The 24,269-nt window shown below is 75.8% G+C and carries 22 protein-coding genes and 2 pseudogenes; 11 read left to right on the forward strand and 13 right to left on the reverse strand.

The annotated features are described in order from the left end of the window. Nucleotides 1–221 precede the first annotated feature (221 nt). From ACZ4VL_RS01375 to ACZ4VL_RS01390, 4 genes are all read right to left on the reverse strand, one after another. On the reverse strand, nt 222–608 hold the full coding sequence (locus tag ACZ4VL_RS01375) for a VOC family protein (RefSeq protein ID WP_468194142.1): 387 nt from the start codon (nt 606–608) through the stop codon (nt 222–224). 9 nt (nt 609–617) lie between these two features. Continuing rightward, the gene (locus ACZ4VL_RS01380) at nt 618–1,046 is read right to left on the reverse strand and encodes a WD40 repeat domain-containing protein (RefSeq protein ID WP_468194144.1); all 429 of its coding nucleotides are present in this window, start codon (nt 1,044–1,046) and stop codon (nt 618–620) included. After that, nucleotides 1,043–1,543, reverse strand: a complete 501-nt coding sequence (locus ACZ4VL_RS01385; protein WP_468194147.1) for a hypothetical protein — start codon at nt 1,541–1,543, stop codon at nt 1,043–1,045. The genes ACZ4VL_RS01380 and ACZ4VL_RS01385 overlap by 4 nt, the downstream gene beginning before the upstream one ends. Nucleotides 1,544–1,647: 104 nt before the next feature. Further along, entirely contained in the window at nt 1,648–2,121 is a 474-nt protein-coding gene (locus ACZ4VL_RS01390) for a MarR family winged helix-turn-helix transcriptional regulator (RefSeq protein WP_468194149.1), read from the reverse strand. A gap of 130 nt (nt 2,122–2,251) precedes the next feature. Between ACZ4VL_RS01390 and ACZ4VL_RS01395 the strand changes: the two genes are divergently transcribed. The 5 genes from ACZ4VL_RS01395 to ACZ4VL_RS01415 all read left to right on the forward strand — a co-directional run bounded on the left by ACZ4VL_RS01395 (nt 2,252) and on the right by ACZ4VL_RS01415 (nt 8,362). Next, nucleotides 2,252–2,662, forward strand: a complete 411-nt coding sequence (locus tag ACZ4VL_RS01395; RefSeq protein WP_361087464.1) for an organic hydroperoxide resistance protein — start codon at nt 2,252–2,254, stop codon at nt 2,660–2,662. Nucleotides 2,663–2,969: 307 nt separating this feature from the next. Further along, complete coding sequence (locus ACZ4VL_RS01400; RefSeq protein ID WP_468194153.1) at nt 2,970–3,866, forward strand: CHAD domain-containing protein; 897 nt, start codon at nt 2,970–2,972, stop codon at nt 3,864–3,866. 164 nt (nt 3,867–4,030) lie between these two features. Continuing rightward, nucleotides 4,031–5,671 (forward strand): phosphoglucomutase (alpha-D-glucose-1,6-bisphosphate-dependent), encoded by a 1,641-nt coding sequence (pgm, locus tag ACZ4VL_RS01405; RefSeq protein ID WP_468194156.1) that lies wholly within the window; start codon nt 4,031–4,033, stop codon nt 5,669–5,671. 118 nt (nt 5,672–5,789) lie between these two features. Next, complete coding sequence (locus tag ACZ4VL_RS01410; protein ID WP_468194159.1) at nt 5,790–7,025, forward strand: FAD-dependent monooxygenase; 1,236 nt, start codon at nt 5,790–5,792, stop codon at nt 7,023–7,025. A gap of 545 nt (nt 7,026–7,570) precedes the next feature. Then, nucleotides 7,571–8,362, forward strand: a complete 792-nt coding sequence (locus ACZ4VL_RS01415) for an SOS response-associated peptidase (protein WP_468194161.1) — start codon at nt 7,571–7,573, stop codon at nt 8,360–8,362. Between the two features lie 9 nt (nt 8,363–8,371). On the opposite strand, the gene ACZ4VL_RS01420 is transcribed toward ACZ4VL_RS01415, so the two are convergent. The 4 genes and pseudogenes from ACZ4VL_RS01420 to ACZ4VL_RS01435 all read right to left on the reverse strand — a co-directional run. Then, nucleotides 8,372–9,586: an anhydro-N-acetylmuramic acid kinase gene (locus ACZ4VL_RS01420; protein ID WP_468194164.1), complete on the reverse strand. Its 1,215-nt coding sequence runs from the start codon at nt 9,584–9,586 to the stop codon at nt 8,372–8,374. Further along, on the reverse strand, nt 9,583–10,926 hold the full coding sequence (locus tag ACZ4VL_RS01425; protein ID WP_468194166.1) for an MFS transporter: 1,344 nt from the start codon (nt 10,924–10,926) through the stop codon (nt 9,583–9,585). Before ACZ4VL_RS01425 ends, ACZ4VL_RS01420 begins: the two co-directional genes overlap by 4 nt. Before the next feature lie 121 nt (nt 10,927–11,047). Beyond that, nucleotides 11,048–12,442, reverse strand: a complete 1,395-nt coding sequence (locus tag ACZ4VL_RS01430; protein WP_468194169.1) for an NADP-dependent succinic semialdehyde dehydrogenase — start codon at nt 12,440–12,442, stop codon at nt 11,048–11,050. Between the two features lie 374 nt (nt 12,443–12,816). Next, nucleotides 12,817–13,374: pseudogene (locus ACZ4VL_RS01435) on the reverse strand (DoxX family protein); the annotation flags it as partial. 149 nt (nt 13,375–13,523) lie between these two features. Here ACZ4VL_RS01435 and ACZ4VL_RS01440 point away from each other — a divergent pair. Continuing rightward, a complete protein-coding gene (locus ACZ4VL_RS01440) occupies nt 13,524–14,000 on the forward strand; it encodes a Rieske (2Fe-2S) protein (RefSeq protein ID WP_468194171.1) in 477 nt (158 codons plus the stop codon). Nucleotides 14,001–14,087: 87 nt separating this feature from the next. On the opposite strand, the gene ACZ4VL_RS01445 is transcribed toward ACZ4VL_RS01440, so the two are convergent. The 4 genes and pseudogenes from ACZ4VL_RS01445 to ACZ4VL_RS01460 form a co-directional block, all read right to left on the reverse strand. Next, nucleotides 14,088–15,062, reverse strand: coding sequence for a nucleoside hydrolase (locus ACZ4VL_RS01445; protein ID WP_468194173.1), 975 nt, complete (start codon nt 15,060–15,062; stop codon nt 14,088–14,090). A 171-nt stretch (nt 15,063–15,233) separates the two neighbouring features. Next, nucleotides 15,234–16,352 carry a CapA family protein gene (locus ACZ4VL_RS01450; RefSeq protein ID WP_468194175.1) on the reverse strand — a complete coding sequence of 373 codons (1,119 nt, stop codon included), beginning with the start codon at nt 16,350–16,352 and terminating at the stop codon, nt 15,234–15,236. Nucleotides 16,353–16,614: 262 nt separating this feature from the next. Beyond that, complete coding sequence (locus ACZ4VL_RS01455; protein ID WP_468194177.1) at nt 16,615–16,740, reverse strand: hypothetical protein; 126 nt, start codon at nt 16,738–16,740, stop codon at nt 16,615–16,617. A 206-nt stretch (nt 16,741–16,946) separates the two neighbouring features. After that, a pseudogene (locus ACZ4VL_RS01460) lies at nt 16,947–17,926 on the reverse strand (NADP-dependent oxidoreductase). A 704-nt stretch (nt 17,927–18,630) separates the two neighbouring features. On the opposite strand from ACZ4VL_RS01460, the gene polX reads away from it, so the two are divergent. Next, entirely contained in the window at nt 18,631–20,355 is a 1,725-nt protein-coding gene (polX, locus tag ACZ4VL_RS01465; protein WP_468194231.1) for a DNA polymerase/3'-5' exonuclease PolX, read from the forward strand. Here the strand turns inward: polX and ACZ4VL_RS01470 are convergent. After that, nucleotides 20,300–21,610 carry an MFS transporter gene (locus ACZ4VL_RS01470; RefSeq protein ID WP_468194179.1) on the reverse strand — a complete coding sequence of 437 codons (1,311 nt, stop codon included), beginning with the start codon at nt 21,608–21,610 and terminating at the stop codon, nt 20,300–20,302. The genes polX and ACZ4VL_RS01470 overlap by 56 nt on opposite strands. A gap of 245 nt (nt 21,611–21,855) precedes the next feature. Here ACZ4VL_RS01470 and ACZ4VL_RS01475 point away from each other — a divergent pair, with 245 nt between their 5' ends. From ACZ4VL_RS01475 to ACZ4VL_RS01490, 4 genes are all read left to right on the forward strand, one after another. Further along, nucleotides 21,856–22,311, forward strand: a complete 456-nt coding sequence (locus ACZ4VL_RS01475) for a hypothetical protein (RefSeq protein WP_468194181.1) — start codon at nt 21,856–21,858, stop codon at nt 22,309–22,311. Nucleotides 22,312–22,384: 73 nt separating this feature from the next. Next, nucleotides 22,385–23,083: a nucleotidyltransferase family protein gene (locus ACZ4VL_RS01480; RefSeq protein ID WP_468194184.1), complete on the forward strand. Its 699-nt coding sequence runs from the start codon at nt 22,385–22,387 to the stop codon at nt 23,081–23,083. After that, nucleotides 23,080–23,373, forward strand: a complete 294-nt coding sequence (locus tag ACZ4VL_RS01485; protein ID WP_468194187.1) for a hypothetical protein — start codon at nt 23,080–23,082, stop codon at nt 23,371–23,373. Before ACZ4VL_RS01480 ends, ACZ4VL_RS01485 begins: the two co-directional genes overlap by 4 nt. After that, nucleotides 23,370–24,131, forward strand: coding sequence for a metallophosphoesterase family protein (locus ACZ4VL_RS01490; RefSeq protein WP_468194188.1), 762 nt, complete (start codon nt 23,370–23,372; stop codon nt 24,129–24,131). The genes ACZ4VL_RS01485 and ACZ4VL_RS01490 overlap by 4 nt, the downstream gene beginning before the upstream one ends. Nucleotides 24,132–24,269 lie beyond the last annotated feature (138 nt).

Below are 24,269 nucleotides of genomic sequence, written 5' to 3' on the forward strand. Positions count from 1 at the left end.
CCGCCCGGGGCGGTTGACGCCCCGTCTACGGGATCGGCCGGATGTCCCTCCTGTAGGTGGCGGACCCGTTCACCCCATCGGCGGAGCGCACCGGAGTTCCCGGGCGCGGGGTCCGATGCGGACCGTGCGCGCCCGCGCGCTCGACCGCGCCGGCAACTCCCCGCCTCCCGCAACTCCGGCAACTCCGGCAACTTTGGGCACTCCCGGTACCCCGGCTGCGCTCAGGGGCGGAACCGCAGCGGATGGTCCGCCGGCACCTCCACCACGGCGATGCGCACCCCGTCCGGATCCGCGAGCCACATCTCGATCAGCCCCCACGGCTCCCGCAGCGGCGGCCGCAGCACCTCGGCCCCCCGCTTCCGCAGCTCCTCGTACGCCGCCTGCACGTCGGCGACCTGGAGCCACAGCCGGATCTCGGGCCCGGGCGGGGTGTCGGATCGGCCGGACAGCTCCAGGAAGCCGCCGCCGAGGAAGTAGACCGTGCCGCGCTCCGGGCCGGTGCCGAACTCGCGGTAGACGGCCAGCCCCAGGACGTCGCCGTAGAAGGCGCGCGAGCGCTCGGGATCGGTGGGACGCAGCAGGACCCTGCTGCCCAGTACGTGCACCATGACGCGAATCTACGCCCGGCAGCCCGGCGCGTAGGGCGCGTTGGGCAGGTGTCGCCGCCACAGGTCGCGGTCGCGCGGGCCGGCCGTGGCCGTGCACAGGCGGGGCAGCAGGCGCGCCGGGTCGGTCTCCCAGACCCGCACGGTGTTGTCCCAGCCTCCCGTGACGAGGGTCTGGCCGTCCGGGGCGAAGGCCACGGTGCCCACGGGCAGGGTGTGCCCGGCCGCGCGCGGTCGGAGGGGCAGGACGGCCTGGTGGACGTGCGGGCCGTCCTCGACGGTGAGGACGACGTCGCGGCCCGCGATGTACGCGGTGCCGCTGTCGCGGACCTCGGTGTGCAGGACGGGGCTCCCGCCGTCCGGCCCGGGCGGCGGGGGCGACTGCTCGGGTGGGGGCGACTGCCCGGGTGGCGGCGGGGGCCCGTCGTCCTCCGCGGTCATCGGCCGTTGATGGTCATGTCCCGGGCGGCCAGGTACACGGTGCCGTGGCCCTGGACGTACGTGGTCACGGTGGCACCGCCGCCCGGGTCGCCGGGGTCGCGCGGGGTGCCGGGGGCTGCCGCCCCGGTCGGGGCAGGGCGGAGCTCCTCGATCAACTGCCGGATCGGTTCGACCAGTTCGGGATGGCGCAGCAGCAGCTCGCGGAACCGCTCGCGCCAGTCGGCGGCCAGCGCCTCCTCGGCCGTCGTGTCACCCGAGTCCCGCGCCGCGGCCAACCGCGAGCGCAGCACGACCAGTTCGGCGTCCAGTTCGGCGTCCAGTTCGGCGTCCGGTTCGCGTTCCGTGCGCGTGCCGTCCTCGCGGTGGTCCGCCGGGTGCTGCGGCCCGGGCCGGGCGCGCCTCCACAGCGCGACGACCCCCGCGCGGGCCTGCTGCCAGGCGTCCGTTGCCATGGCCTGCAGCAGTGACGTTGCCGCGACGGTGACGATCTCCTCCATGGCGGCCCCCCTCCGCTTCCGAGGGTAGGAGCCGCCGGGCGCACCGGGAAGCGGTTTCGCTCAGGTTCCCCGCACCGCCCGCGCCGGCGGCGCCGCGGCTGCGGTCACAACTCCAGGGCGGCCGCGTCCAGCGCCGTGGTGAGGCGGTGCAGACGGATCTGGAGTTCCCGCATCTCGGCGAGGTCGAACCCGGTGGCGGCGGCGATGCGGCGCGGCACCTCCACCGCGCGGGCGCGCAGCTGCGTACCGGCCTCGGTCAGGACGGCGCGGACGGAGCGCTCGTCCTCCGTGCTGCGCTCGCGGCTGATGAGGCCGGCGGCCTCCAGCCGCTTGAGCAGGGGGGAGAGGGTTCCCGAGTCCAGCCGCAGGCGGTTGCCGAGCTCCTTGACGGGCGTGGTGCCCCCCTCCCAGAGCACCAGCATCACCAGGTACTGGGGATAGGTCAGGCCGAGGTCCTTGAGGATCACCCGGTAGACGCCCCCGAAGGCCCGGCTCGCCGCGTTCAGGGCGAAGCAGATCTGCCCGTCCAGGCGGAGGAAGTCCTCGTCGCGGAGGGTTTCGGTGGGCAGCTCGCTCATGCCGGCCAGTGTACCCGGGCGTGACGAGCGAGTCATTGAGTTGTGCACAACTTAATTGTGTGCTCTAGTTATGGACGTCGGGGCGGTCACCGCCCGGCACACCGGAACCACCACCGCGAGAGGAACCCCGATGGACGCGCTGTACACCGCTGTCGCCACCGCCAACGGCCGCGAGGGCCGCACGGTCAGCTCCGACGGTCAGATCGACCTCGCGCTCGCCATGCCCCCGGCGCTCGGCGGCAACGGCCAGGGCACCAACCCCGAGCAGCTCTTCGCCGCGGGCTACGCGGCCTGCTTCGCCAGCGCCCTCGGCCTGGTCGGCCGCCAGGCGAAGGTCGACACCGGCGAGGTGTCCGTCACCGCCGAGACCTCCATCGGCAAGGACGGCAACGGGTTCGGCCTCGCCGTCACCCTCCGCGTCGAGCTCCCCGAGGCCCTCGCCGGCGAGACCGGCGCCATGCTGGTCAAGCAGGCCCACGAGGTCTGCCCCTACTCCAAGGCGACCCGCGGCAACATCCCGGTCGAGCTCGTCATCGAGTAACGGACGTGACCGGTGACGGCCGGTCCGGACCCCCGCGCCGGGGCTCCGGACCGGCCGTCACCCGTTGCCCCACCGGTCGGCTCAGGCCCCCCGACCCCGGCCCCCGCGGAACGCCCGCCGTGGCCGCGGCCGCCGTCAACGCGGCCGCCGTCACCGTCACCCGGGCGTCACCGCCGTGACCCGATCGGGGGCACCGCCCCCGCCCGGTTTTGGCCACGGTGCGCCTCGGGTAGACCGTGCCCACCATGGGCGGCTCCGGCCCGGACCGGCCGGCCGGCGCGCACGCCACCTGGGGGAGGGAACACCGATGAGGGTGGAGGCCGCGGCGGCCGTCGGCGCGTACGTACAGCGGGAACGGGACAGGCTCGTCTCGCGCGAACCGCTCGTGCGCCGGGACCGGCCGGGGGCGGTGAAGGTGATGCGGACCGCCTCCCGCCGGCTGCGCAGCGTCTGGCACACCGTCGAACAACCCGAAACACCGGCGGCGCCGACCGCGGCGCCGGCCACCGGGACGCCCGCCGGCACCGCACCCGAGGCGCAGCCCGGCGGCCTGGCGGAGGAGTTCACCTGGCTGGGCGAACAGCTCGGCCGCGTCCGACACTTCGACGAGACGGCCCACCGCATCGCGGCCCACGCCCCCATGGCCGGCCGCCCCGCCCGCTGGACGCTGCTGCGCCTGGAGGAGTCGCGCGGCCCGGCCCGCCGCGACCTGCTCGCCGTGCTCGACGGGCCCCGCTACCGGTCCCTCGTCGCCGCACTCGACGCCCGGGCCGACGCCCCGGTCCCGCAGGGCGCCGCCGGGGGCCTCGGCGAGTGGTTCTGCGCGGCCTGGCCGTCGTTGGTCGAGGACTTCGCCACCGCCGCGGCCGTCGCGGACCCCGAGGTCAGGGCGGACGAGCTGCACGAGGTGCGCAAGGCCGCCAAACCCGTGCTCGACACCGGCCGCAGCGTGGCCCGCGCCTACCCGGGGCTGCTCCGGAGCCCGCTGCGCGTCCTCGGCGCGCTCCACGACGCCCTCGGTGAGCACCAGGACAGCACCGTCTGCCGGCGCACCGTCGCCCCCTGGCTGGACGCGGCACCGGTCGGCGAAGTCCGCGACGCCCTGCGGGAACTGACGGTGCACGAGCACGCCGCGGCCGCCGCCGTCGAGGCCCGCCTGGCCGTCCTGCACCGCGAGCTCGCGGCGCTGAGCCCCGGCCGCTGACCCGCGGTCACCGGGCCCGGACCGCGCGCGGAACGGAGGAGGCGGCGCGTCGGTGGGGCGCCGCGGGGCGGGAACACGGCCGGGGGCCGCCTGTGCGGGCACCTTCCGGGGACGACACAATGGCCGGTGTTGTTCTCTTTGGACCAGTACGGAGGAGCCGGCACATGCCGAACGAACGAGCAGGGCAGCAGGCGGGCCCGGACGACCTGATCGATGTCGCCCGGCTCGTCACCGCGTACTACGCCCTGCACCCCGACCCGGCGGACCCCGCCCAGCGCGTCGCCTTCGGCACGTCCGGTCACCGCGGCTCCTCCCTCGCCACCGCGTTCAACGAGGACCACATCGCCGCGACCGGCCAGGCCATCTGCGAGTACCGGGCGCAGCAGGGCGTCGACGGGCCGCTGTTCCTCGGCGCGGACACCCACGCCCTGTCCGAACCCGCCCGGGTGACGGCCCTGGAGGTGTTCGCCGCCAACGGGGTCACCGTCCTCGTCGACAGCGCCGACGGCTATACGCCCACCCCGGCCGTCTCGCACGCCATCCTCACCCACAACCGGGGCCGCACCTCGGGCCTGGCCGACGGCGTCGTCGTCACCCCCTCGCACAACCCGCCCGCGGACGGCGGGTTCAAGTACAACCCGCCGTCCGGCGGTCCCGCCGGCTCCGACGCCACCGGCTGGATCCAGGACCGCGCCAACGAGATCATCACCGGCGGCCTCAAGGAGGTCCGCCGGCTGCCGTACACCCGCGCCCGCGCCGCGGCGACCACCGGCACGTACGACTACCTCGGCGCCTACGTGCGCGACCTGCCCTCCGTCCTCGACCTGGACGCCGTACGCGCCGCGGGCGTCCGCATCGGCGCCGACCCGCTCGGCGGCGCCTCCGTCGCGTACTGGCAGCGCATCGCCGAGGAACACCGCCTCGACCTCACCGTCGTCAACCCGCACACCGACCCCACCTGGCGGTTCATGACGCTGGACTGGGACGGCAAGATCCGCATGGACTGCTCCTCCCCGTACGCGATGGCCTCCCTGATCGAGGGCCGGGACCGGTTCCAGATCGCCACCGGCAACGACGCCGACGCCGACCGGCACGGCATCGTCACCCCCGACGGCGGCCTGATGAACCCCAACCACTACCTGGCCACCGCCATCGACTACCTCTACCGGCACCGCGAGCAGTGGCCGCAGCGGGCCGCCGTCGGCAAGACGCTCGTCTCCTCCGGGATGATCGACCGGGTCGCCGCCGACCTGGGCCGCGAACTCGTGGAAGTGCCCGTCGGCTTCAAGTGGTTCGTCGACGGACTGTCCGCCGGCACCCTCGGTTTCGGCGGCGAGGAATCCGCCGGGGCGTCCTTCCTGCGCCGCGACGGGTCCGTGTGGACCACCGACAAGGACGGCATCATCCTCGCCCTCCTCGCCTCGGAGATGCTGGCCGTCACCGGGCAGACCCCCAGCCAGCGGTACGCCCACCTCACCGAGCGCTTCGGCGAGCCCGCGTACGCCCGTATCGACGCCCCCGCCGACCGGCAGCAGAAGGCCGTCCTCGGCCGCCTGTCGCCCGAGCAGGTCACGGCCGACACCCTGGCGGGGGAGCCGGTCACCGCCGTCCTCACGCACGCGCCCGGCAACGGCGCAGCCATCGGCGGCATCAAGGTGGCGACCGAGCACGCCTGGTTCGCGGCCCGCCCCTCCGGCACCGAGGACGTCTACAAGATCTACGCCGAGTCCTTCCTCGGCGCCGACCACCTCGCCCGCGTCCAGCAGGAGGCCAAGGCGGTCGTCTCCGCCGCCCTGACCGGCTGAGGCGCCGGCCGGGCGGCTCCACAGCCGCCCGAACGGCCGAAAACCGACCGCCACCCCGGCCCTCTCGCCTAGGGTGGCGGACCGGTCGGTATCCGAGCCGGGCGCGGAGGGAGCAGCCATGCGGGGTGGCAGGGTCGCGGTGGTCGGCGGGAGCATCGCGGGCTGCGCGTTCGCCTCGGCGGCGGTGCGCGCCGGCGCCGACGAGGTCGTCGTCCTAGAACGCACCCGGGGCCGCCTCGCGGACCGCGGCGTCGGGCTGTGCGTCCACGACGATCGGGCCGCCGAACTGGCCGCGACCGGCGCACTGCCCGCCGGGATCGCCGCGCACCCGCTGGCCCGCCGCCGGTGGCTGGTCCGCGACGACGCGGCCGGCCCGGCCGGGCGGGTGTTCTGGGAGCAGCCGTTCCCGTTCCACTCCTACCACTGGGGCCTGCTGTGGCGCGGGCTGCGCGAGGCCACCCCGCCGTCGGTGCGCTACCGGCAGGGCGCGGCCGTCGCCGGCGTCGCCGACGCGCCCGATGCCGCCGGCGGGCAGGCCCAGGTCCGGCTGGCGGACGGCTCCGCCGAGCCGTACGACCTGGTGGTCGGGGCCGACGGCTACCGGTCGGTGGTGCGCGAGGCCGTCTGCCCGGACCACCTGCCGCAGTACGCCGGGTACGTCTGCTGGCGCGGCAACCTGGACGCGGCCCGCCTCCCCGCGGCGACCGGCACCGACACCGACACCTGGCCCTCCGACGCGGTCTCCACCGTGTGCTTCCCCGGCGGCAGCTGCGTCGTCTACCGCATCCCCGGCCCGGACGGGCTCCGCGTCAACTGGGTCCTGTACGCCACGCCCCCGCAAGCCGGCCGCCTCCCGTACGACGACCCCACCAGCTTCCCGCCCGGCCGGGTCACGGAGCAGCTCACCGCGCACCTCCACGAGGTCCTGGACCGGCATTTCCCGCCGTACTGGGCCCGGGTCCTGGGGCTGACCGAGCCCGCGGACATCCACGTCCAGCCCCTCTACGACCTCGCCGCCGACCGCATCACCGCCGGGCGGCTGCTGCTCGCGGGGGACGCGGCGAGCGTGGTGCGGCCCCACAACACCAGCGGCGCCGCCAAGGCCCTCCAGGACGCCTCCGCGTTCGAGGCGGCCTGGCGTGCCGCCGGGTCCTGGGCCGGGCTGGTGTCCGCGTACGGCGCCTCCCGCGGGGCGGCGGGCCGGGATCTGGTGGCCCTCGCCCGCCGGCTGGGGCGCGCCCAGGTGGAGCGGACCCCCGCCTGGGCGCAGATGGACGGACCCGCCGCCCACACCTGGTGGCAGGCCCAGCTGGCGGGCGCCCCGGACATCGGCGGCCGCGCCCTGACCCCCTGACGGCGGCGCCGAAGCTTTTCGGGACTCCGCCCCGGCCCCCGCGCCTCGCGCCGGCGGGGCTGGATGGGCGGCGTCGGAGTTTCGGGGCTCCGCCCCGGCCCCCGCGCTTCGAACGCCGGCGGGGCTGGATTCGGGGCGCCGGAATGGCCGGGCAGCGGCACGATCCGGCCCGTGGGGTGGTTGAGCGCCCGGATCGGGGTTCGGGGCGGAGCAGCGCATTCCAGCCCCGCCGGCGTGTGAGGCGGAAGGGTCCGGGGCGGAGCCCCGGTTTCGGGAACGGGCGGGGCGGGGAGAAAAGCCGCCCGCAGGGCCGGGCAGACGGCTCCGCTGTCCACGACACCACACCTCGGCCTACGCTGGAGTCGGCGGCCGCCTGCGGTGAGCGGCCCGGGCGGTCGCCCCGGCGGCTGCGGGCACGTACCCCTCCTTGTTCCCCGCGCCCGCGGCGCCGGACGCCACGGCACCGGCCCCCGGACGGACGGTGTCGGGCGGGCCCGGAGTCGGCCCGCGGCGGCCGTAGGGGCCGAGGTGGCACAGTGGATGCCATGTGCGGACGCTACGCCTCATCCCGCGCCCCCGAGGACCTCGCCGGCCTGTTCGAGGCCGCCTGGGACCCCCGGGAGACGCTCGCGCCCAGCTGGAACGTCGCCCCCACCGACCCGGTCTGGGCCGTCCTCGAACGCCCCGACCGCGACCACGGCCCCGACCACGGCCCCGACCGCGACGCCGCCCGCGGCAGCGACGACAGCGACACTCCGGTGCGCCGGCTGCGCCCCCTGCGCTGGGGCCTGGTCCCCTCCTGGGCGAAGGACGCGTCCGGCGGCGCCCGGATGATCAACGCCCGGATGGAGACGGTCCACGAGAAGCCGGCCTACCGCCGCGCCTTCACCCGCCGCCGCTGCCTGCTGCCCGCCGACGGCTTCTACGAATGGCAGGCCGTGCCCGCCACCGCCGCCGCGAAGGCGTACAAGCAGCCGTATTTCATCACCCCCGAGGACGCCTCGGTGATGGCCATGGCCGGACTGTACGAGTTCTGGCGGGACCCGGCCGTCGCCGACGGGGACGACCCGGACGCCTGGCTCGTCACCGCCACGATCATCACCACCGAGGCCGTCGACGCCGCCGGCCGGATCCACCCCCGCATGCCGCTCGCGCTGGACCCCGGCGACTACGAGGCCTGGCTGGACCCCGCCCATCAGGACGTCGACGCACTGCGCGCCCTGCTCCACACCCCGGCGGACGGCCGGCTGGAGGTCCGCCCGGTCTCCACCGCGGTCAACAGCGTCCGCAACGACGGACCCGACCTCCTCCGACCGGCCCCGGCCCCTGCGCCCTGACCCGCCGCCTCACGGTTCCCGTACGACCAGCGCCCGCGGCGCTCGGGCCGGCGGAGCGGGCAGCCGGAGCGGGCGCCGGCCCGGTGTCAGGGAGCCCAGCACCCGCGGCCCGCCGGCCCCGGTGCAGCGGGGGGCGTTCCCCGGCAGCCCGTGCAGCGTGAGGTAGCCGAGGACGGCGAACGCGTACGCCTCCTTCGCCGCCGCGGGCAGGCCCAGGTCCTCCGAGCCCCGCACGGCCGTGCCGCCCGCCAGCTCCTCGCGGAGCATGCCCATCAGCACCGGGTTGCGGACCCCGCCCCCCGACACGAAGACCTCGGTGGTCCGCAGCGGGCGCAGCGCACCCGCCACCGTGCGGGCGGTCAGCCGCGTCAGCGTCGCCACGAGGTCCTGCGGCGAGGGCGCCGGCCCCGTGCACCCGGCCAGCACGGTCCGCAGGTAGTCCGCGTGGAACAGTTCCTTCCCGGTGGTCCGGGGCGGCGGCAGCCGGTAGTAGGGCTCCGCGAGCAGCCGCTCCAGCAGCGGCCGGTGGACCCGTCCCGCGGCGGCGAGCGCACCGTCCTCGTCGTAGGCGAGCCGCCCGCCGGTCAGGTCCCGGACCGCGGCGTCGACCAGCGCGTTCCCGGGCCCGGTGTCGAACGCCACGGGTTCGCCGCCGGCCGGCAGCGCCGTCACGTTGGCGATGCCCCCGATGTTCAGGGCGGCCGGCACCCCCGGTCGGCCCCGCAGCAGCATCAGGTCGACCAGGCTCACCAGCGGCGCGCCCTGCCCGCCCGCCGCCACGTCCCGAGGCCGGAACCCGGAGACGACCGGGCAGCCGCCGGCCTCGGCGATCCAGGCCGGCTCGCCCAGTTGGAGGGTGCCGTGCACCCGGCCGGCCTCGGCCCAGTGGAACACCGTCTGCCCGTGCGAGGCGACCAGCTCGGCCCGTCCCGCGCAGAGTTCGCGGTCGGCGCGGGCCGCCGCGGCGGCGAAGGCCTGCCCGACCCACGTGTCCAGGCGACAGACGTCGGCCAGGGTGGTGGGGGCGGGCGGCAGGGCGGCGGCGAGGGCGCCGCGCACCTCGTCCGGGTACGGGTCGCTGACCATGCCCAGCGGGGTCAGGTACAACGTGCTGCCGTCGCCGTCGCCGTCGCCGTCGCCGTCGCAGTCGGTCAGGGCCAGGTCGGCGGCCGCGGCGTCGATCGCGTCGTACGAGGTCCCCGACATCAGTCCGATCACCCTCATCGCAGCGGCTCCAGGTGGTCGTCGCCGCCCAGGGTCAGCAGCGCGACGGTGCTCACGGCGCAGGCCCCTGCCGCGTAGAAGGCGGGCACGTCCGGACTGCCGGTCCGGGCGGTCAGCGCGGTGATGACGAGGCCCGCGCACCCGGAGAACACGGCGTTGGCCAGGGCGTAGGCCACGCCCAGGCCGGTGCAGCGGATCCGGCGCGGGAACATCTCGGCGAGCATGGCCGGCCCCGGCCCGGCGAGCAGGCCGACCAGCACCCCGGCGAGCAGCACCGCGCCCGCCTTGGCGCCCGTCGCCGCGGCGGGGGACTGGAGCAGGCGCAGCAGCGGGAAGGAGAGCAGGACCACCGACAGGGCCCCGAAGACCATCACCGGGCGGCGGCCGATCCGGTCGCTGAGGGCACCTGCGGGGAGGATGGCCGCCGCGAAACCGAGGTTGGCGAGGGCGGTGGCGAGGAGGGCGTCCCGTACGGAGGCGCCGAGGACGGTCTGCAGATGGGACGGCAGGACGACGAGGAAGGTGTAGCCGGCCGCCGACCAGCCCATGACCCGGCCGATGCCGAGGACGACGGCGTACACCACCGGGGCCGGGCCGGGAGCCCCGGCGGACGGGAGCCAGCCGGCCCGGTCCGGTCCGGCGCCGGCCACCGGGGCGACCGGGACGGGGGCCGGCGGCTCCTCCACCCCGGTGCGCAGCCACAGCGCCACCGCCCCCAGCGGCAGGGCCAGCAGGAACGGGATCCGCCACCCCCATGCGTACAGGGCCGCGGTCGGCAGTACGGTCGCGAGGAGGGCGGCCGTGGCGGCCCCGGCCAGCAGGCCGAGCGCGACGGTGAAGGACTGGAAGGCGCCGTGCAGGCCGCGGCGGCCCGGCGGCGCGTGTTCCGTCATCAGGGAGACGGCACCGCCGAACTCGCCGCCCGCGGAGAGCCCTTGCAGCACGCGCAGGACCGTCAGCAGGACGGGGGCGGCCACGCCGATCGCGTCCCGGGTGGGCAGCAGCCCGATGGCGGTGGTGGCCAGGGTCATGACGGTGACGGACGCGACGAGGGCGGGTCGGCGGCCGGCCCGGTCGCCGAGCCGCCCGAACAGCAGGGCGCCGACCGGCCGGAAGAAGAACGCGAGCGCGAAGGAGGCGTACGTCGCGAGGAGCGCCCCGGCTCCGCCGGCCGGGCCGCGGGCGGCGAAGAAGTTGTCCGCGATGACCGTGACCAGGCAGCCGTAGACGCCGAACTCGTACCACTCGACGAGGTTGCCGACACAGCCGGCGAGCAGGGCCCGCCGGGACCGGGCGGTACGGGCGTCGGCGATGGCCGGACGCAGTTCGAGAGGGCTCACCCGTGCTGCGTGCCCCCTCGGCGCCCGCCCGACGCCTGCGCAGGACACGGTTCAGCAGAACGGCGGCGGACAGGCGGGTGACCGGGAGGGGGCGCAGCGGGCGGGGCCGGGACCGGGCGGGTCAGCCGGCCGACTGCCAGACCGTGGTGATGTTGCAGAACTCGCGGATGCCGTGCCCGGACAGCTCCCGGCCGTAGCCCGAGCGCTTGACGCCGCCGAACGGCAGGGCGGGGTGCGAGGCGGTCATGCCGTTGACGTAGATGCCGCCCGCCTGGAGGTCACGGACGAACCGGGCGACGTCCTCGTCGCTGCGGGTCCACACGTTCGAGCTGAGCCCGAACGGGGTGTGGTTGGCGCGCGCCACCGCCTCGTCGAGGTCCGCGACCCGGTAGAGCGTGGCGACGGGCCCGAAGGTCTCCTCCAGGTCGATGCGCATGTCCGGGGTGATGCCCGCGAGCACGGTGGGCTCGTAGTACCAGCCCTGCTCCAGCGCCGGCGGCCGGCGTCCGCCGCACAGGACCTCCGCGCCGCCGCGCACCGCGTCGTCGACGAGCTCCTCCAGGTCGGCCCGGCCCTTCTCGGTGGCGAGCGGGCCGACGTCGGTGGTCTCCAGCATCGGGTCGCCGACGGCCAGCGCCGCCATGCCGGCGGTGAAGCGCTCCGCGAACTCGTCGTAGACGTCGGCGTGCACGATGAACCGTTTGGCGGCGATGCAGGACTGCCCGTTGTTCTGCACCCGCGCGGTGATCGCCGTCCGTACGGCCCGTGCGATGTCGGCCGACGGCATCACCACGTACGGGTCGCTGCCGCCCAGCTCCATGACCGTCTTCTTGACCTCGTCGCCCGCCGTGGCGGCGACCGCGCGGCCGGCCGGCTCGCTGCCGGTCAGGGTGGCCGCGGCGACCCGGCGGTCGCGCAGCACCCCCTCGACGGCGCCGGAGCCGATCAGCAGGGTCTGGAAGCAGCCGTGCGGGTAGCCGGCCCGCTCGAAGAGGTCGCCGAGGTAGATGGCCGTCTGGGGGACGTTCGAGGCGTGCTTGAGCAGGCCGACGTTGCCCGCCATCAGCGCGGGCGCGGCGAACCGCACCACCTGCCAGAGGGGGAAGTTCCACGGCATGACGGCGAGGACCACCCCGAGCGGCCGGTAGTGGGTGCGCACCGTCGAGGCGCCGCTGTCGCGGACGTCGGCGTCCACCGGCACCTCGTCGGCGAGCAGGCCCTCGGCGCGCTCGGCGTACCAGCGCATGGCCTTCACGCACTTCGCGGCCTCGGCGCGGGCCGCCGCCAGCGGCTTGCCCATCTCGGTGGTCATCGTCCGCGCGATGTCCTCGTTGTCCCCCTCCAACAGGTCGGCGGCGCGCAGCAGCAGCGCCGCCCGCTCGGCGAAGCCGGTCCTGCGGTACGACTCGAAGGCGCGCGCGGCATCGGCGAGGCACCGCTCGATGCCGTCGGGCCCCAGCGTGTCGAAGGTGCGTACCGTCTCGCCCGTCGCGGGGTTCACCGTGGCAATCGGCATCCTGGCTCCTCGTCCGTGTCGCCCTCGGCCCCGGCCCTCCGTGTCGGCCGGCGACCGCCTCCTCGACCCTGCCCCCTGGGGCACACCCGCGCAACGCGGCGCGCGTGGGGGGCGGGTGCGGGGCCGCATACGGGCGAGCGCGCTCGCCGACGGCGCCCCACCGCCTACCCGGCCGCCGCATACCCGGGGCCGCGCGGCCGGCGGCCTCACACCCGGGCGGACGCGCCCCGGGCCGGGGCGGACGCACCCCGGGCGCTCCGGGCCGCGGTGGACGCGCTGCGCACCGCGGCGGCCAGGTCACGCGTCCGGGAGTCCTCCGGGAGCCGCCAGACACGGGGCGCGTCCTGCGCATCCGGCCCGGCCGCCGGTTCGAGCCGCCGGCGGCGTCGCAGCAGGACCGCGTCCAGGGACAGGGAAGGGGCCCCGGCGAGCACCAGCGGGATCCACGCCATCAGGTAGGCCAGGTCGTTGCCGTAGTAGTACGGGCTCGCCGCCCAGCTGACGGTCAGCCACAGGCTCAGCGAGATCAGGCCCCCGCCGAGCGCCGCGATCCGGGTCAGCAGACCGGCGAGCACCCCCAGCCCGACGACCAGTTCCCCGACGGCCATGGCGAAGCCGAAGCCGACGGGGTCGCCCAGCGCCAGGTCGACCAGTCCGGGCACGGCCGCGGCATCCCGCACGGACTGCATCTGCTGACCTATCGAGCCGTCGCCGGCGGCCGACAGGAAGGCCGGGTCGGCCAGCTTGTCCAGGCCGGCGTAGACGAAGGTGAAGCCGAGGAAGAGCCGCAGCGGCAGCAGGGCGTGCCGGGCGGCGTGCGCGCGCACGACGGAAATGAGCGTGCGCGACGGGGCGTTCGTCGGGGTGTTCGCCGGTGCGTTCGCCGAGGTGCTCGTCGGGGTGCTCGTCGGGGTGCTCGTCGAGGTGTCCATACGCACCACACGGCCCGGGGGCCGCCACGGTTCGACCACATCCGATGCGAAGAAGCGTGAACCGGCCACGGCGGATGGGCGTGTTCCTGTTGAGGTCGGGGAGACATACGATGCCCCGGTCCGCTTCCGGGACGAGAAGGAGACACGGTATGGGCAACACCACACGCCGGCGCACGGTCCTCGCGGCGGGCGCCGCCGGCCTGGCGGGCGCAGCGCTGAGCGGCTGCGGCGCCGACGGCGGCTCCGAGGCCTCCGGCGCGCAGGACGCCCCGGCCCCGGCCGGCTCCGAGGCGGGCGCCCCCGCACCGGCCGGCTCGGCCCCGGCCCCGGCGGGCGGCGGGAAGGCCCTGGCGCGCACCGCCGACATACCGGTCGGCGGCGGCAAGGTGTTCAAGGACCAGAAGGTCGTGGTGACCCAGCCGACCGCGGGCCAGTTCAAGGCCTTCTCGGCGACCTGCACGCACGCGGGCTGCTCGGTGGCGTCGGTGACGGACGGGAACATCGTCTGCCCCTGCCACCAGAGCCTGTTCAAGGTGTCCGACGGCTCGCCGGCGGGCGGCCCCGCGACCCGCCCGCTGGCGCCCGCCAAGATCACCGTGGCCGGCGACAGCATCACCCTCGCCTGACGGAGGCGGATGCTGCGGCCGCGCGCGAGGGCGACGGCCGCGGGGTGGCGGTGGCCGGGGCCGTACCGCCGCCACCCACCAGGCGTGTCAGGAGGCGCCGGTGTTGCCGAGGGCGGAGACGGCGGCGACCACCCGGTCCCAGAACCGGTCCGCCTCCAGGGCGGTCGCCACCTGCGCGTTCACCGGCCGGCCCGTACGGGCGTGCAGGTCGACGACGGTCGCGCCGCGCGTGAACCGGCCGGCCAGCTCCACCACGACGTTGGCGCCCACGCAGTGCACGATCCCCGGGTCGATCACCCTGGCCACGGCCACCGGATCGTGCAACGGCGGATCCGGGAACCCGTACAGCTCGCGGTAGGTGGAAGCGAAGAAGGTCAGCAGTCCGGCACAGACCCGGCCCAGCTCGGTCCCCAGGTCCTCGAAGCGGGCCACCACCTCGGGCGTGGCCAGCGCCTGGTGGGTGACGTTGAGCCCGCACATGGTCAGCGGGACGCCGCTGCGCAGGACGATGTCGGCGGCCTCCGGGTCGGTCTGGACGTTGAACTCGGCGGCCGGGGTCCGGTTGCCGCGTTCCGTGGAGCCGCCCATGAGGACGATCTCGCGGATCCGGGCGGCGTCCTGCGGGTAACGGGTCAGCAGCAGCGCGATGTTGGTCAGCGGGGCGGTCGGGACCAGGGTCACCGGCTCCGGATGCTCGTTGAGGATCCGGTGCATCAGGTCCACGGCGTGTTCGGGCACCACGTCCACCGCCGGTTCGGGGAAGGCGGGGCCGTCCATGCCGGACACGCCGTGCACGTCGTCCGCCACCGCCAGCGGCTGGACCAGCGGCCGGTCGCAGCCCGCCGCGATGGGCACTCCGGTGATGCCGGCGACCGTGCAGACCCGCCGCGCGTTCAGGGTGGTCTTGGCGAGCGTCTGGTTGCCCGCCACGGTGGTGATGGCGAGCAGTTCCACGGCCGGGTCGCCCGCCGCCAGCATGATCGCGAGGGCGTCGTCGTGCCCGGGGTCGCAGTCGATGATGATCGGTACGGGCGGTGCGGCAGACGCGGACGGTTGGGGCATCGAGTCTCCTCGGATCGCTGATCCCGGCGTGATCAGTGTGCCCCTGCGGTGCGGAGGGGGCCAGCGGGCCCGAGGGGTGCCGCGGCCTGCCGCCGCATCAAACCGGCCACCCCGACGGGCACTTCGTCGCCGCTGCTGCGGGCGGCACGGGAGGCGCACCGGGGCGCCGCGTCAGGACGGTACGAGCGTCCACGCGTGCGGCGGTCCTTCGGCGCCCTCCCGGACGCGCAGGCCCGTGCCGATCCGGGCCAGGAGCTCCCGCAGCCAGCGGGAGTCCTCGGGCGAGGCGGGGCACAGGCGCAGCAGCCGGGCCTGGAACGCCGTGATCCCGAGGCTGGTGAGCCGGCCGGTGTCCGGATCCAGGGAGGCCAGGTAGAGCAGGCGCAGGTCGTCGCGGTACTGCTCGTAGCCGCTGATGCCCTCGTAGTCGTCGATGAAGTCGCCGCAGCCGTACAGGACCAGCCGTCCGTGATAGAGCTCCAGCGGGCGGGGGTGGTGCGAGGAGTGGCCGTGCACGAGGTCGACGCCGCCGTCGACGAGGGCGCGGGCGAAGGCGGTGTGGTCGCGGGGCAGCGGGTAGCCCCAGTTGGAACCCCAGTGGACCGAGGCCACGACGAGGTCCCCGGGACGCTTCTCCTGCCGTACCCGCTCGGTCAGTTCGCGCGCCGCCGCCGCGCCGGGCCCGGCCACGTACGCGACCCCGGGCCCGCTCCGGGTCGCGGCCCAGTCCGCCGGGATGCCGCTGGAGGGCATCCCGAACGAGAAGACCAGCAGGCGGCGGCCGCCGCCGAGCGGGACGGCGGCCGGCGCGGCGGCCTCCGCGGCGTCATGGCCCGCGCCGGCCGTCCGCAGCCCGGCGCGGGACAGCGTACGGAGCGTCTCGCGCAGCCCGCGGCGGCCGAAGTCGAGGACGTGGTTGTTGGCCAGCACGCACACGTCGGGGCGGGCGGCCGCCAGGCAGGGCAGGTTGTCGGGGTGCATCCGGTAGTGGACCGCCTTGCCGGGCGCGAAGTCGTCGCTCCGGGTGACGGAGGTCTCCAGGTTGATCACCCGGGCGGCCGGCGCGGCCGCGTCGAGCACCCCGAGGGCGTCGCCCCACGGCCAGTCGAAGCCGACCGGCAGCGGCGGCAGCGGCCCGTTCACCGCCTCCGCCAGCCCCACGTAGTCGCGGGCGTCCTTGACGTACCCCTCCCGCAGCTCCGGATCACCGCGGCCGGGCAGGACCTGGTCGACGCCGCGACCGAGCATGACGTCGCCGCACAGGAACACCGTGACCGCATCGGCACCCACATCCCCAGGCTAGGACCACCGCCGCGACCGGTGCAGGCCGTGCCCCCGGCCGTGGCAGGCGCAGCCCTGCTCCAGCCCCCCGCCGGCGCGCCGCGCGTCACGTCCTGGCCGCTGTCCAGGGTGTACGTCCGCCAGTCCGGCAGACCGCTCAGCCGCTGGTACGGCTCCGCGAACGGCGACGGCGTGGGCCACTGCGTGGCGTGGACGTACGACTTCGCGGCGAAACGGTCCGCGCAGCCCTCCAGCCGGATCGCCGGGCCCTTCACCCGGTCCGCGGCGCCGGTGACGACCATGCCCGTCCGTAGCTGTGCCCGACCAGGACGACATCGGTCACGTCCTCTTCGGCCAGGAGGTTCACCACGTCCTCGATGTGGGTGCCCGGGTCCACCGAAGCGGTCAGCAGGTGCCTGCGGCTACCGAGGCCGGTCAGGGTCGGCGGATGGGCCCGGTGTCCGGCGCGGCGCAGCTCGCGGGCGGGGGTCCGAAGGTCCAGGCGCCGTGCCAGGCACGGGGGACGAGCACATACGTCGTCCTCGCCGACCTGAAGAGGACGGGGACAGACCGAAGCCAGGGGGCGGAGGGCGAGGGGCCCGGTCAGGCGTGGGCGCGGTGGGCCGCCGCGGTCAGGAGGATCCTGCCGCTGGTGCGGCCGGACCGGGAGAGCTCGTGCGCCCTGCCCGCCTCCGCGAGCGGCAGCACCTCCGCGACGTGCGGGCGCAGGGCGCCCCGCTCGACGAGGCCTGCGAGCGCCCGCATGCCCGCCCGGTCGGCCTCCACCGCCATGAACACGGCGCGGACGCCGAGCCGGCGCGCATCCTCGGCGAGGGCCGCCTCGTCCGGGGAGGCGAGGGAGACCACGATGCCGTCGGGGCGCAGGGTGCGCAGCGAACACGGACCGTGCGCGCCGCCGATGGTGTCCACGCCGACGTCGACGTCCGAGACGGTCTCCGCGAAGTCCGTCGTGCGGTAGTCGACGGCTTCGCCGGCGCCGAGGGAGCGGACGAAGCCTGCGTGGCCGTGCTCGCGGTGCCGGTCACGTACGCCCCGCGCGCCTTGGCGATCCGCACGGCGAGGTGGCCGACCCCGCCGGCCGCGGCGTGGACGAGGACCCGCTGCCCGGGCCGTACGTCGGCGGTGTCCACCGGGGCCTGCCATGCGGTCAGTCCCGGCCAGGGGGACGGCGGCGGCAACATGGTCGAGGGCTGCCGGCTCGTGCGCGGGGTGCCGGGCGGGGGAGGTGGCGTACTCGGCGTACGTGCCCGCGGGGCGGGATGCCCGGGCATGCCGAACACCTCGTCGCCGGGGCGGAAGAGCGTGGCGCCGATCCCGACGGCTTCGACGGTGCCCGACAGGTCCCAGCCGAGCGGGACGGGCGGCACCTCGGTGCCGGCGGGGCCGCCGGAGGCGCGGTGCCACACGTCGGTGGGGTTGACCGCCGTGCCCGGGATCCGTACGAGCACCTCGGCGGGGCCGGGTTCGGGCCGGTCGGCGGTGGTGAGGCGGAGGGCATCGGGACCGCCGAACCCGGTCCGGGTGACGGCCGATCCCGTTCGAGATGACCATCCGGTACGCATCTTCGGCACGGCCGAAAGCCCCGCCGGCACACCCCCGCACGAGGTCCTGACCTGCAGCCTCGACGGCCGTCCGGTCCGCACCGGCGCCGACTTCGCCATCACCGTGGAGCGCGGCGCGTGGAGCACGGCGCCGAGGCGGTCGCCACCGCCGACACCCTCGTCGTCCCGCCGTTCGTCTGCGGCCCCGGCGCGGACGGCAGCGACCCCGCGGAGCGCGACTGGCTGCCGCCCGAACTCGACGCCGCCCTCGACCGGTTGCCGGCCGGCACGCCACCACCCACCGGACGAGACCGAGCACTTCCGGCGGGCCTTCCCCCGGGTGGCGGTGGACGCCGACGTCCTGGTTCGTGGTCGGCGGCCGGGTCGTCACAGCCGCCGGCGTCGCCGCGGGCGTGGACCTCTGCCCGCACCTGTTGCGCCGCGACCACGGCAGCGTCGTCGCCGACCGGACCTTGTCGCGCCGGTTCCGCGACGAGGTCGGGATGCCCCCGGCCAGTGGCTCGTCCGGCGCGTCCCTGCGCCGCCACATGGCGCTGGAGATCGGTACGGCACCGCGCCAAGGCATCGGCCGGCGCCGGGAGCTGACACCGTCCCCGGCCGTCTCGTCCCCGGCCTTCCCGTCCCCGGCCTTCCCGTCCCGGGCCCGCCCCGCGCCGCCCCCGGCAGGCCGTGCCCCGGCGGCGCCGCGGGGGCACCCTGGAGGTATGGGCCGGGCCAACGAAGAGGTGGAGGCACTGCTCCGGGAGTACGCCGACCTGATCGCGATCAGCGGGGCGGACGCCTTCAAGGCGCGCGCGTACGAGAAGGCCGCCCGCGCCATCGGCGGCCACCCGGCCGACATCTCCGGCCTCGACACCAAGGGCCTCATGGAGATCCCGAACGTCGGCCGGTCCATCGCCGAGAAGGTCGAGGCCTACCTGCGCACCGGGCACATCCCCGAGGTCGACGCCTCCCGGGCCGCCATCCCGCCCGGCGTGCGCGAACTGACCCGCATCCCCGGGCTCGGCCCCCGCAAGGCCCTGGTGCTGCACCAGGAGCTCGGGATCTCGTCCGTCGCGGAACTGGAGGCCGCCCTGCACGAGGAGCGGCTGCGCGACCTGAAGGGCTTCGGGGAGCGGACCGAGGAGAGCATCCTCCACGGCATCTCCCTGCTCCGGCAGGCCGGCGACCGCATCCTGCTGGACGCGGCGACGGAGATCGCCGAGGAGATCGTCGCCGAGCTGTCCCGCATCCCGGGCTGCGTACGGTGCACGTTCGCGGGCTCGTTGCGGCGGATGCGGGAGACGGTCGGCGACCTCGACGTCCTCGTCGCGGCCGACCGCTCCGAGCCGTTCATGACCGCCCTCAGGGGCCTTCCCGTCACCGCAGAGGTCATCGCGCACGGCGCGAAGAAGTCCTCCGTCCGGACGGCCGCCGGCCTCCAGGTCGACCTCCGCGTCCTGCCGCCCGCCTCCTGGGGTGCGGGGCTCCAGTACTTCACCGGCTCCAAGGCGCACAACATCCGCACCCGCGAGCTGGCCGTACGGCACGGGCTCAAGCTGTCCGAGTACGGGCTCTTCGACGCCGAGAGCGGCGAGAACCTCGCCTCCGAGACGGAGGAGGAGATCTACGCCCGGCTCGGCCTGCCCTGGATCCCGCCGACGCTCCGCGAGGACCGCGGGGAGATCGCGGCGGGGCTCGCGGGAGAACTGCCCGAACTGGTGACCGAGGCCGACATCAAGGGCGACCTGCACACCCACACCGACCTCACCGACGGCCTCGCCACCCTGGAGGACATGGTCGCCGCCGGCGCGGCGTGCGGGTACGCGTACTACGCCGTCACCGACCACGCGCCGGACCTCGCCATGCAGCGGATGACGAAGGAGAAGGCCCTCGAACAGCGGGAGCGGGTCCGCGCACTGGACCGCACCGTGCGCCGGATGCGGCTGCTGCACGGCACGGAGCTCAACATCGGCCCGGACGGCGGCCTGGACTGGCCCGACGAGTTCCTCGCCGGCTTCGACCTGTGCGTGGCCTCCGTCCACTCCCACTTCGGGCAGAGCCGGCAGGCCATGACCCGGCGCCTCATCCGCGCCTGCGAGAACCCGTACGTGGCCGTCATCGGGCACCCCACCACCCGGCGGATCGGCAAGCGGCCCGGCGTGGACGCCGACTTCGACGCGGTCTTCGAAGCCTGCGCCCGCACCGGAACAGCCCTGGAGATCAACGCCCATCCGGAGCGGCTCGACCTGTGCGACGAGGACGTCCTGCGGGCGAAGCGCCACGGGGTGAAGTTCGCCGTGGACTCGGACGCGCACGCCACCGTGCACCTGCCCTACCTGCGGTACGGGGTGGGCACCGCCCAGCGCGGCTGGCTGACGAAGGACGACGTCGTCAACGCCTGGCCGTGGGCGCGTCTCCAGCGGTTCCTGCGCGCGAAACGCGGCTAGCGCTGTGACCGGGGCGCTCGCCGCCCCCCTTCCCGGCCCGGGGCCGCGGCCGGTCGGCGTCGGCCGGGGCGGTCCACGCCGTGCGCGGGACCCTGTCGGCCGCGGGCAGCAGCACCACCGCCAGCGCCGCGCAGCCCGCCGCCAGCGCGAAGGCCGGCGGATAACCCCGGTCCGCGATCAGGGCACCGGCCAGCGGCGGGACGAGGACGATCGCGGTGTGCTGCCCCATCCCGTGCACGCCCAGGGCGCGGCCCGCCCAGTCGGGGCCGGCGTACTCGGCGACCGCGGTGTTGTGCAGCCCGTTCGTGCTCACGGTCAGCGCCGAGGCCAGCAGCAGGGCGGCCGTGCCGACGGGGGAGTCCAGGGCCGCCCCGGCGGTGAGCAGGGCCAGGTCCGCGGCGGTGGCCGCGCCCAGCCACCGCATCGGCCGGATCCGGCTGCCCACGGCGTCCGACCACCAGCCGGCCAGCAGGCGCACCGCGGCACCGGCCAGGTTGACCGCGGCCAGGACGGCCCCGGCGGCCGCCGCGGACCAGCCGCGCGCCCCGGTCAGGAACAGCAGCGCGAAGCCCGTCACCACGAACTGCGGCACGCACAGTGCGGCCGCGACACCGTGCAGCCTCCACAGGTGGCCGCCCTCCCGGTACGGGGCGGGGGCGCGGGCGCCCGTCGGCTGCCCGGGCCGCGGCGGGTCGACCGCGAACAGGGCGGTCGCCGCGCCGGTCGCCCCGCACAGCACGGCGGACAGTCCGAGGGCGGCGGCGAGACCGCCGTGCTGGGCCAGCGGCGGCATGGCGGCGGCCGCCAGCGCGGTGCCCAGCGGCTGCGAGGCCTGCCGCACCCCCATCGCCACACCGCGGCGGTCCGGCGGGAACCAGCCGATGACCAGTCGCCCGGAGGCCGAGTTGACGGACGACCCGAAGGCCCCGGCCAGGACCAGCAGGACGCCCAGCGTCAGCGTGCCCTCCGCGAAGGCCGCACCGGCCATCGCCGCGGCCGCGGCCAGCAGCCCGGCCCCCAGCGCCAGCCGCTCCCCGTACCGGTCGGCGACCACGCCCCAGCCGACCAGCCCGAGCAGGATCCCGGCGATCGGACACGAGACCAGCACCCCCGCCCCGGCCAGCGACACTCCGAGGTCCTCCCGGAACGCGGGGATCAGGTAGGCGAGGCCGTAGAGCGCCGTCGTACTGGCGGTCTGGCCGCCGGTGCCCAGGGCGAGCATGAGCCAACTGCGCGAAATCCGCTGCGTGTTCACATGGGCACTCTAATGAGTCAACCGCTATGTGAGACGAACCGTTTTGCATGTCGAGACGGCCGGATGGATTGTCGGGCTGGTTGGAACGGGGCGGCCGGGGCGGGCGTAGTGGGGGCGGCCGCCGTGACGAAACGGTCATGGAGCGGTCATCCCCCGCGCATGCGCGACACGCAGGCTGGGCCCGAACCGGGGTCGGCCCGGCCCGCCCCGGTGCGGACGCGGCGGGCGAGGAGAAGGAGAACGGCATGGCAAGGGGCGTACGAAGGGCGGCGGCCACCGCGGCGGTGGCGCTCGCCGCCGGATCCCTGTCCGCGTGGATCTCCGTCGCGGGCGACGGCGACGGGCTGCACGTGACGGCCGCGAGCCGCTTCGCGTCCGGCTACGTGCCGTACGCGGCCGTCGTCGTCCTGGTCGCGGCCACCGCCCCCACCGCCGTGCACGCCGTGCTCCGCGCCGTGGCCTCCCAGCTGCTGATGATCTGGGGCTACTACACCTGGGGCCCGATGATCACCTTCGACCGCACCCCGACCCAGGCCACGCACTACGCCCTCCAGTGGGCCCTGGTCGCGGTGACCGCCGTGCCCGCGGCCGCCCTCGCGGCCTTCGCCCTGGCCCGCGGTGCCCGCCGACTCGCCGCCGCACCGGCCCGCAGCCGACGGGCCACCCCGTACGCCGCCGCCGACGGGCGCGGGACGGGATGAAGCGCGGCCCGGTTTACCCGTACCGGGGTCGGGCAGGCGCTGGCGACCACCGGCCGACCAGGAGGCCGCACCCATGAGCCACGCCCCGACGCCCTACCCGGAGGCCGCAGCCGGTGTGCCCACGGGCACCGACCCGGACACCGGCCCCGGCACCGGTCGTGATGCCGACCTGCCGCAGGACCACACCCAGGCCATCCTGGAGGTGACCAAACGGGTCGCCACCCTGCTCAAGTCCACGGGCAGGCCCTTCGCCCTCGCCGGCAGCGTGGCCGCGTTCGCCCACGGCGCCCCGGCCCGCTTCCAGCACGACACCGACTTCTGCCTGCGCCGCGAGGACGCCCCGGAGGTCATGGAAGCCCTCGCGGAGGGCGGCGTCCGGCTCCGCGAATCCTCCGAGGACTGGCTGGTCAAGGGCCGGTCCGACGGCGAGGACATCGACCTGATCTTCGAGCTGGCCCGCCGGCCCGTCAGCAGCGAGCTGCTCGACCGCGCCGAGGTCCGCTCCGTGGACTCGGTGTACATGCCGGTCCTCGCCCCCACCGACCTCATGGACAGCCTGCTCGCCGCCCTCACCGAGCACTACTGCGACTTCGGCGCCCTGCTGCCCACCGCCCGCGTCCTGCGCGAGCGCATCGACTGGGACCGGCTCGACCGCGCCCACCGGGCCGACCCGCTGCCCGACGCGTTCCTGTACCTCCTCGAACGACTCGACATCATCGGCCCGCGCGAACACGGCCGGCAGCGGCCGCCCCGGAAGGAGCCGCAGCCATGACCGTCCCCCGCCCCGGGCCCGCTGCGCCCGCACCGGGCGCCGACGCCGTCACGTACCGCGTCGAGCACCTGCGCGACCGGCTCGCCCACGACGACGTCGCCGAACTCGGCGTCCAGATCGACCTGAACGGCGGGACCCCCGTCCTGTCGGGCACCGTCACCACCCGCGCGTGCCGGGCCACGGTGCTGCGCATCGCCGCCGAGGAACTGGCCGGGCTGCCCTGGCGGCACGACGTGCGCGTCGTCAGCGTGCAGCCGCCCTCGCGGGCGCAGGAGGAAGACCTGCCATGACCCGTGTCGCAGCCGTCGGGGACATCCACCTGGCTCCCGGGAGCGAGGGCCTGCTGCGGCCCGCCTTCGAGACCCTCGGCGGCTGCGCCGACCTGCTGCTCCTCGCGGGCGACCTCACCCGGCACGGCACCCCCGAGGAGGCCGCGGTGGTGGCCGGGGAGGTACGGGGGCTGCCCGTGCCCGTGGTCGCGGTGCTCGGCAACCACGACTACCAGAGCGACCGCCAGGACGAGGTCGCGGACGTGCTCCGCGAGGCCGGGGTGGCGGTCCTGGAAGGCACCTCCGTACGCACCGGCACCGGCGTCGGCGTGGCCGGCACCAAGGGCTTCTGCGGGGGCTTCGCCGGGCGCTGCGCCGGGGACTTCGGCGAACCCGAGATGAAGGCCCTCGTCCGGACCACCCGCGAGTCGGCCGAGGGGCTGCGCCGCGCCCTGGACGGCCTGGCCGAGGACGGCTGCGCCGTGCGGATCGCCCTCACCCACTTCGCCCCCGTCCCGGACACGCTGGCCGGGGAGCCGCTGGAGATCTACCCGTTCCTCGGCAGCTACCTGCTGGCCGAGGCGATCGACGCCGCGGGCGCGGACCTGGCCGTACACGGCCACGCCCACCACGGCACGGAACACGGGATGACGGCGGGCGGGGTCCTGGTCCGCAACGTCGCCATGCCGGTCATAGGCCGCGCCTTCGCCGTCTACCACCTCGATCATGCGCGGGCGGGGAGCACGGGCAGCCTGGCGGAGACGGGGCAACGGCCCTGACGCGAGCCGCGAGGCCGCGCCCCGCATCCCGCGCCCCGCATCCCGCGCCCCGCATCCCGCGCCCCGCATCCCGCGGGTCGCGCCCAGCAGCCCGTACCCCTGACCGGCACGGGCCCGCGATCCGGGGGACCGGCCTTC

It is taken from the genome of Streptomyces sp. NPDC029014, assembly GCF_055564695.1.

What these genes read in the sequence shown, in the direction of transcription:
- ACZ4VL_RS01375 (WP_468194142.1), bottom strand. Translation starts at nt 608, where the DNA reads ATGGTGCACGTACTGGGCAGCAGGGTCCTGCTGCGTCCCACCGATCCC.
- ACZ4VL_RS01380 (WP_468194144.1), bottom strand. Translation starts at nt 1,046, where the DNA reads ATGACCGCGGAGGACGACGGGCCCCCGCCGCCACCCGGGCAGTCGCCC.
- ACZ4VL_RS01385 (WP_468194147.1), bottom strand. Translation starts at nt 1,543, where the DNA reads ATGGAGGAGATCGTCACCGTCGCGGCAACGTCACTGCTGCAGGCCATG.
- ACZ4VL_RS01390 (WP_468194149.1), bottom strand. Translation starts at nt 2,121, where the DNA reads ATGAGCGAGCTGCCCACCGAAACCCTCCGCGACGAGGACTTCCTCCGC.
- ACZ4VL_RS01395 (WP_361087464.1), top strand. Translation starts at nt 2,252, where the DNA reads ATGGACGCGCTGTACACCGCTGTCGCCACCGCCAACGGCCGCGAGGGC.
- ACZ4VL_RS01400 (WP_468194153.1), top strand. Translation starts at nt 2,970, where the DNA reads ATGAGGGTGGAGGCCGCGGCGGCCGTCGGCGCGTACGTACAGCGGGAA.
- pgm (WP_468194156.1), top strand. Translation starts at nt 4,031, where the DNA reads ATGCCGAACGAACGAGCAGGGCAGCAGGCGGGCCCGGACGACCTGATC.
- ACZ4VL_RS01410 (WP_468194159.1), top strand. Translation starts at nt 5,790, where the DNA reads ATGCGGGGTGGCAGGGTCGCGGTGGTCGGCGGGAGCATCGCGGGCTGC.
- ACZ4VL_RS01415 (WP_468194161.1), top strand. Translation starts at nt 7,571, where the DNA reads ATGTGCGGACGCTACGCCTCATCCCGCGCCCCCGAGGACCTCGCCGGC.
- ACZ4VL_RS01420 (WP_468194164.1), bottom strand. Translation starts at nt 9,586, where the DNA reads ATGAGGGTGATCGGACTGATGTCGGGGACCTCGTACGACGCGATCGAC.
- ACZ4VL_RS01430 (WP_468194169.1), bottom strand. Translation starts at nt 12,442, where the DNA reads ATGCCGATTGCCACGGTGAACCCCGCGACGGGCGAGACGGTACGCACC.
- ACZ4VL_RS01440 (WP_468194171.1), top strand. Translation starts at nt 13,524, where the DNA reads ATGGGCAACACCACACGCCGGCGCACGGTCCTCGCGGCGGGCGCCGCC.
- ACZ4VL_RS01445 (WP_468194173.1), bottom strand. Translation starts at nt 15,062, where the DNA reads ATGCCCCAACCGTCCGCGTCTGCCGCACCGCCCGTACCGATCATCATC.
- polX (WP_468194231.1), top strand. Translation starts at nt 18,631, where the DNA reads ATGGGCCGGGCCAACGAAGAGGTGGAGGCACTGCTCCGGGAGTACGCC.
- ACZ4VL_RS01475 (WP_468194181.1), top strand. Translation starts at nt 21,856, where the DNA reads ATGGCAAGGGGCGTACGAAGGGCGGCGGCCACCGCGGCGGTGGCGCTC.
- ACZ4VL_RS01480 (WP_468194184.1), top strand. Translation starts at nt 22,385, where the DNA reads ATGAGCCACGCCCCGACGCCCTACCCGGAGGCCGCAGCCGGTGTGCCC.
- ACZ4VL_RS01485 (WP_468194187.1), top strand. Translation starts at nt 23,080, where the DNA reads ATGACCGTCCCCCGCCCCGGGCCCGCTGCGCCCGCACCGGGCGCCGAC.
- ACZ4VL_RS01490 (WP_468194188.1), top strand. Translation starts at nt 23,370, where the DNA reads ATGACCCGTGTCGCAGCCGTCGGGGACATCCACCTGGCTCCCGGGAGC.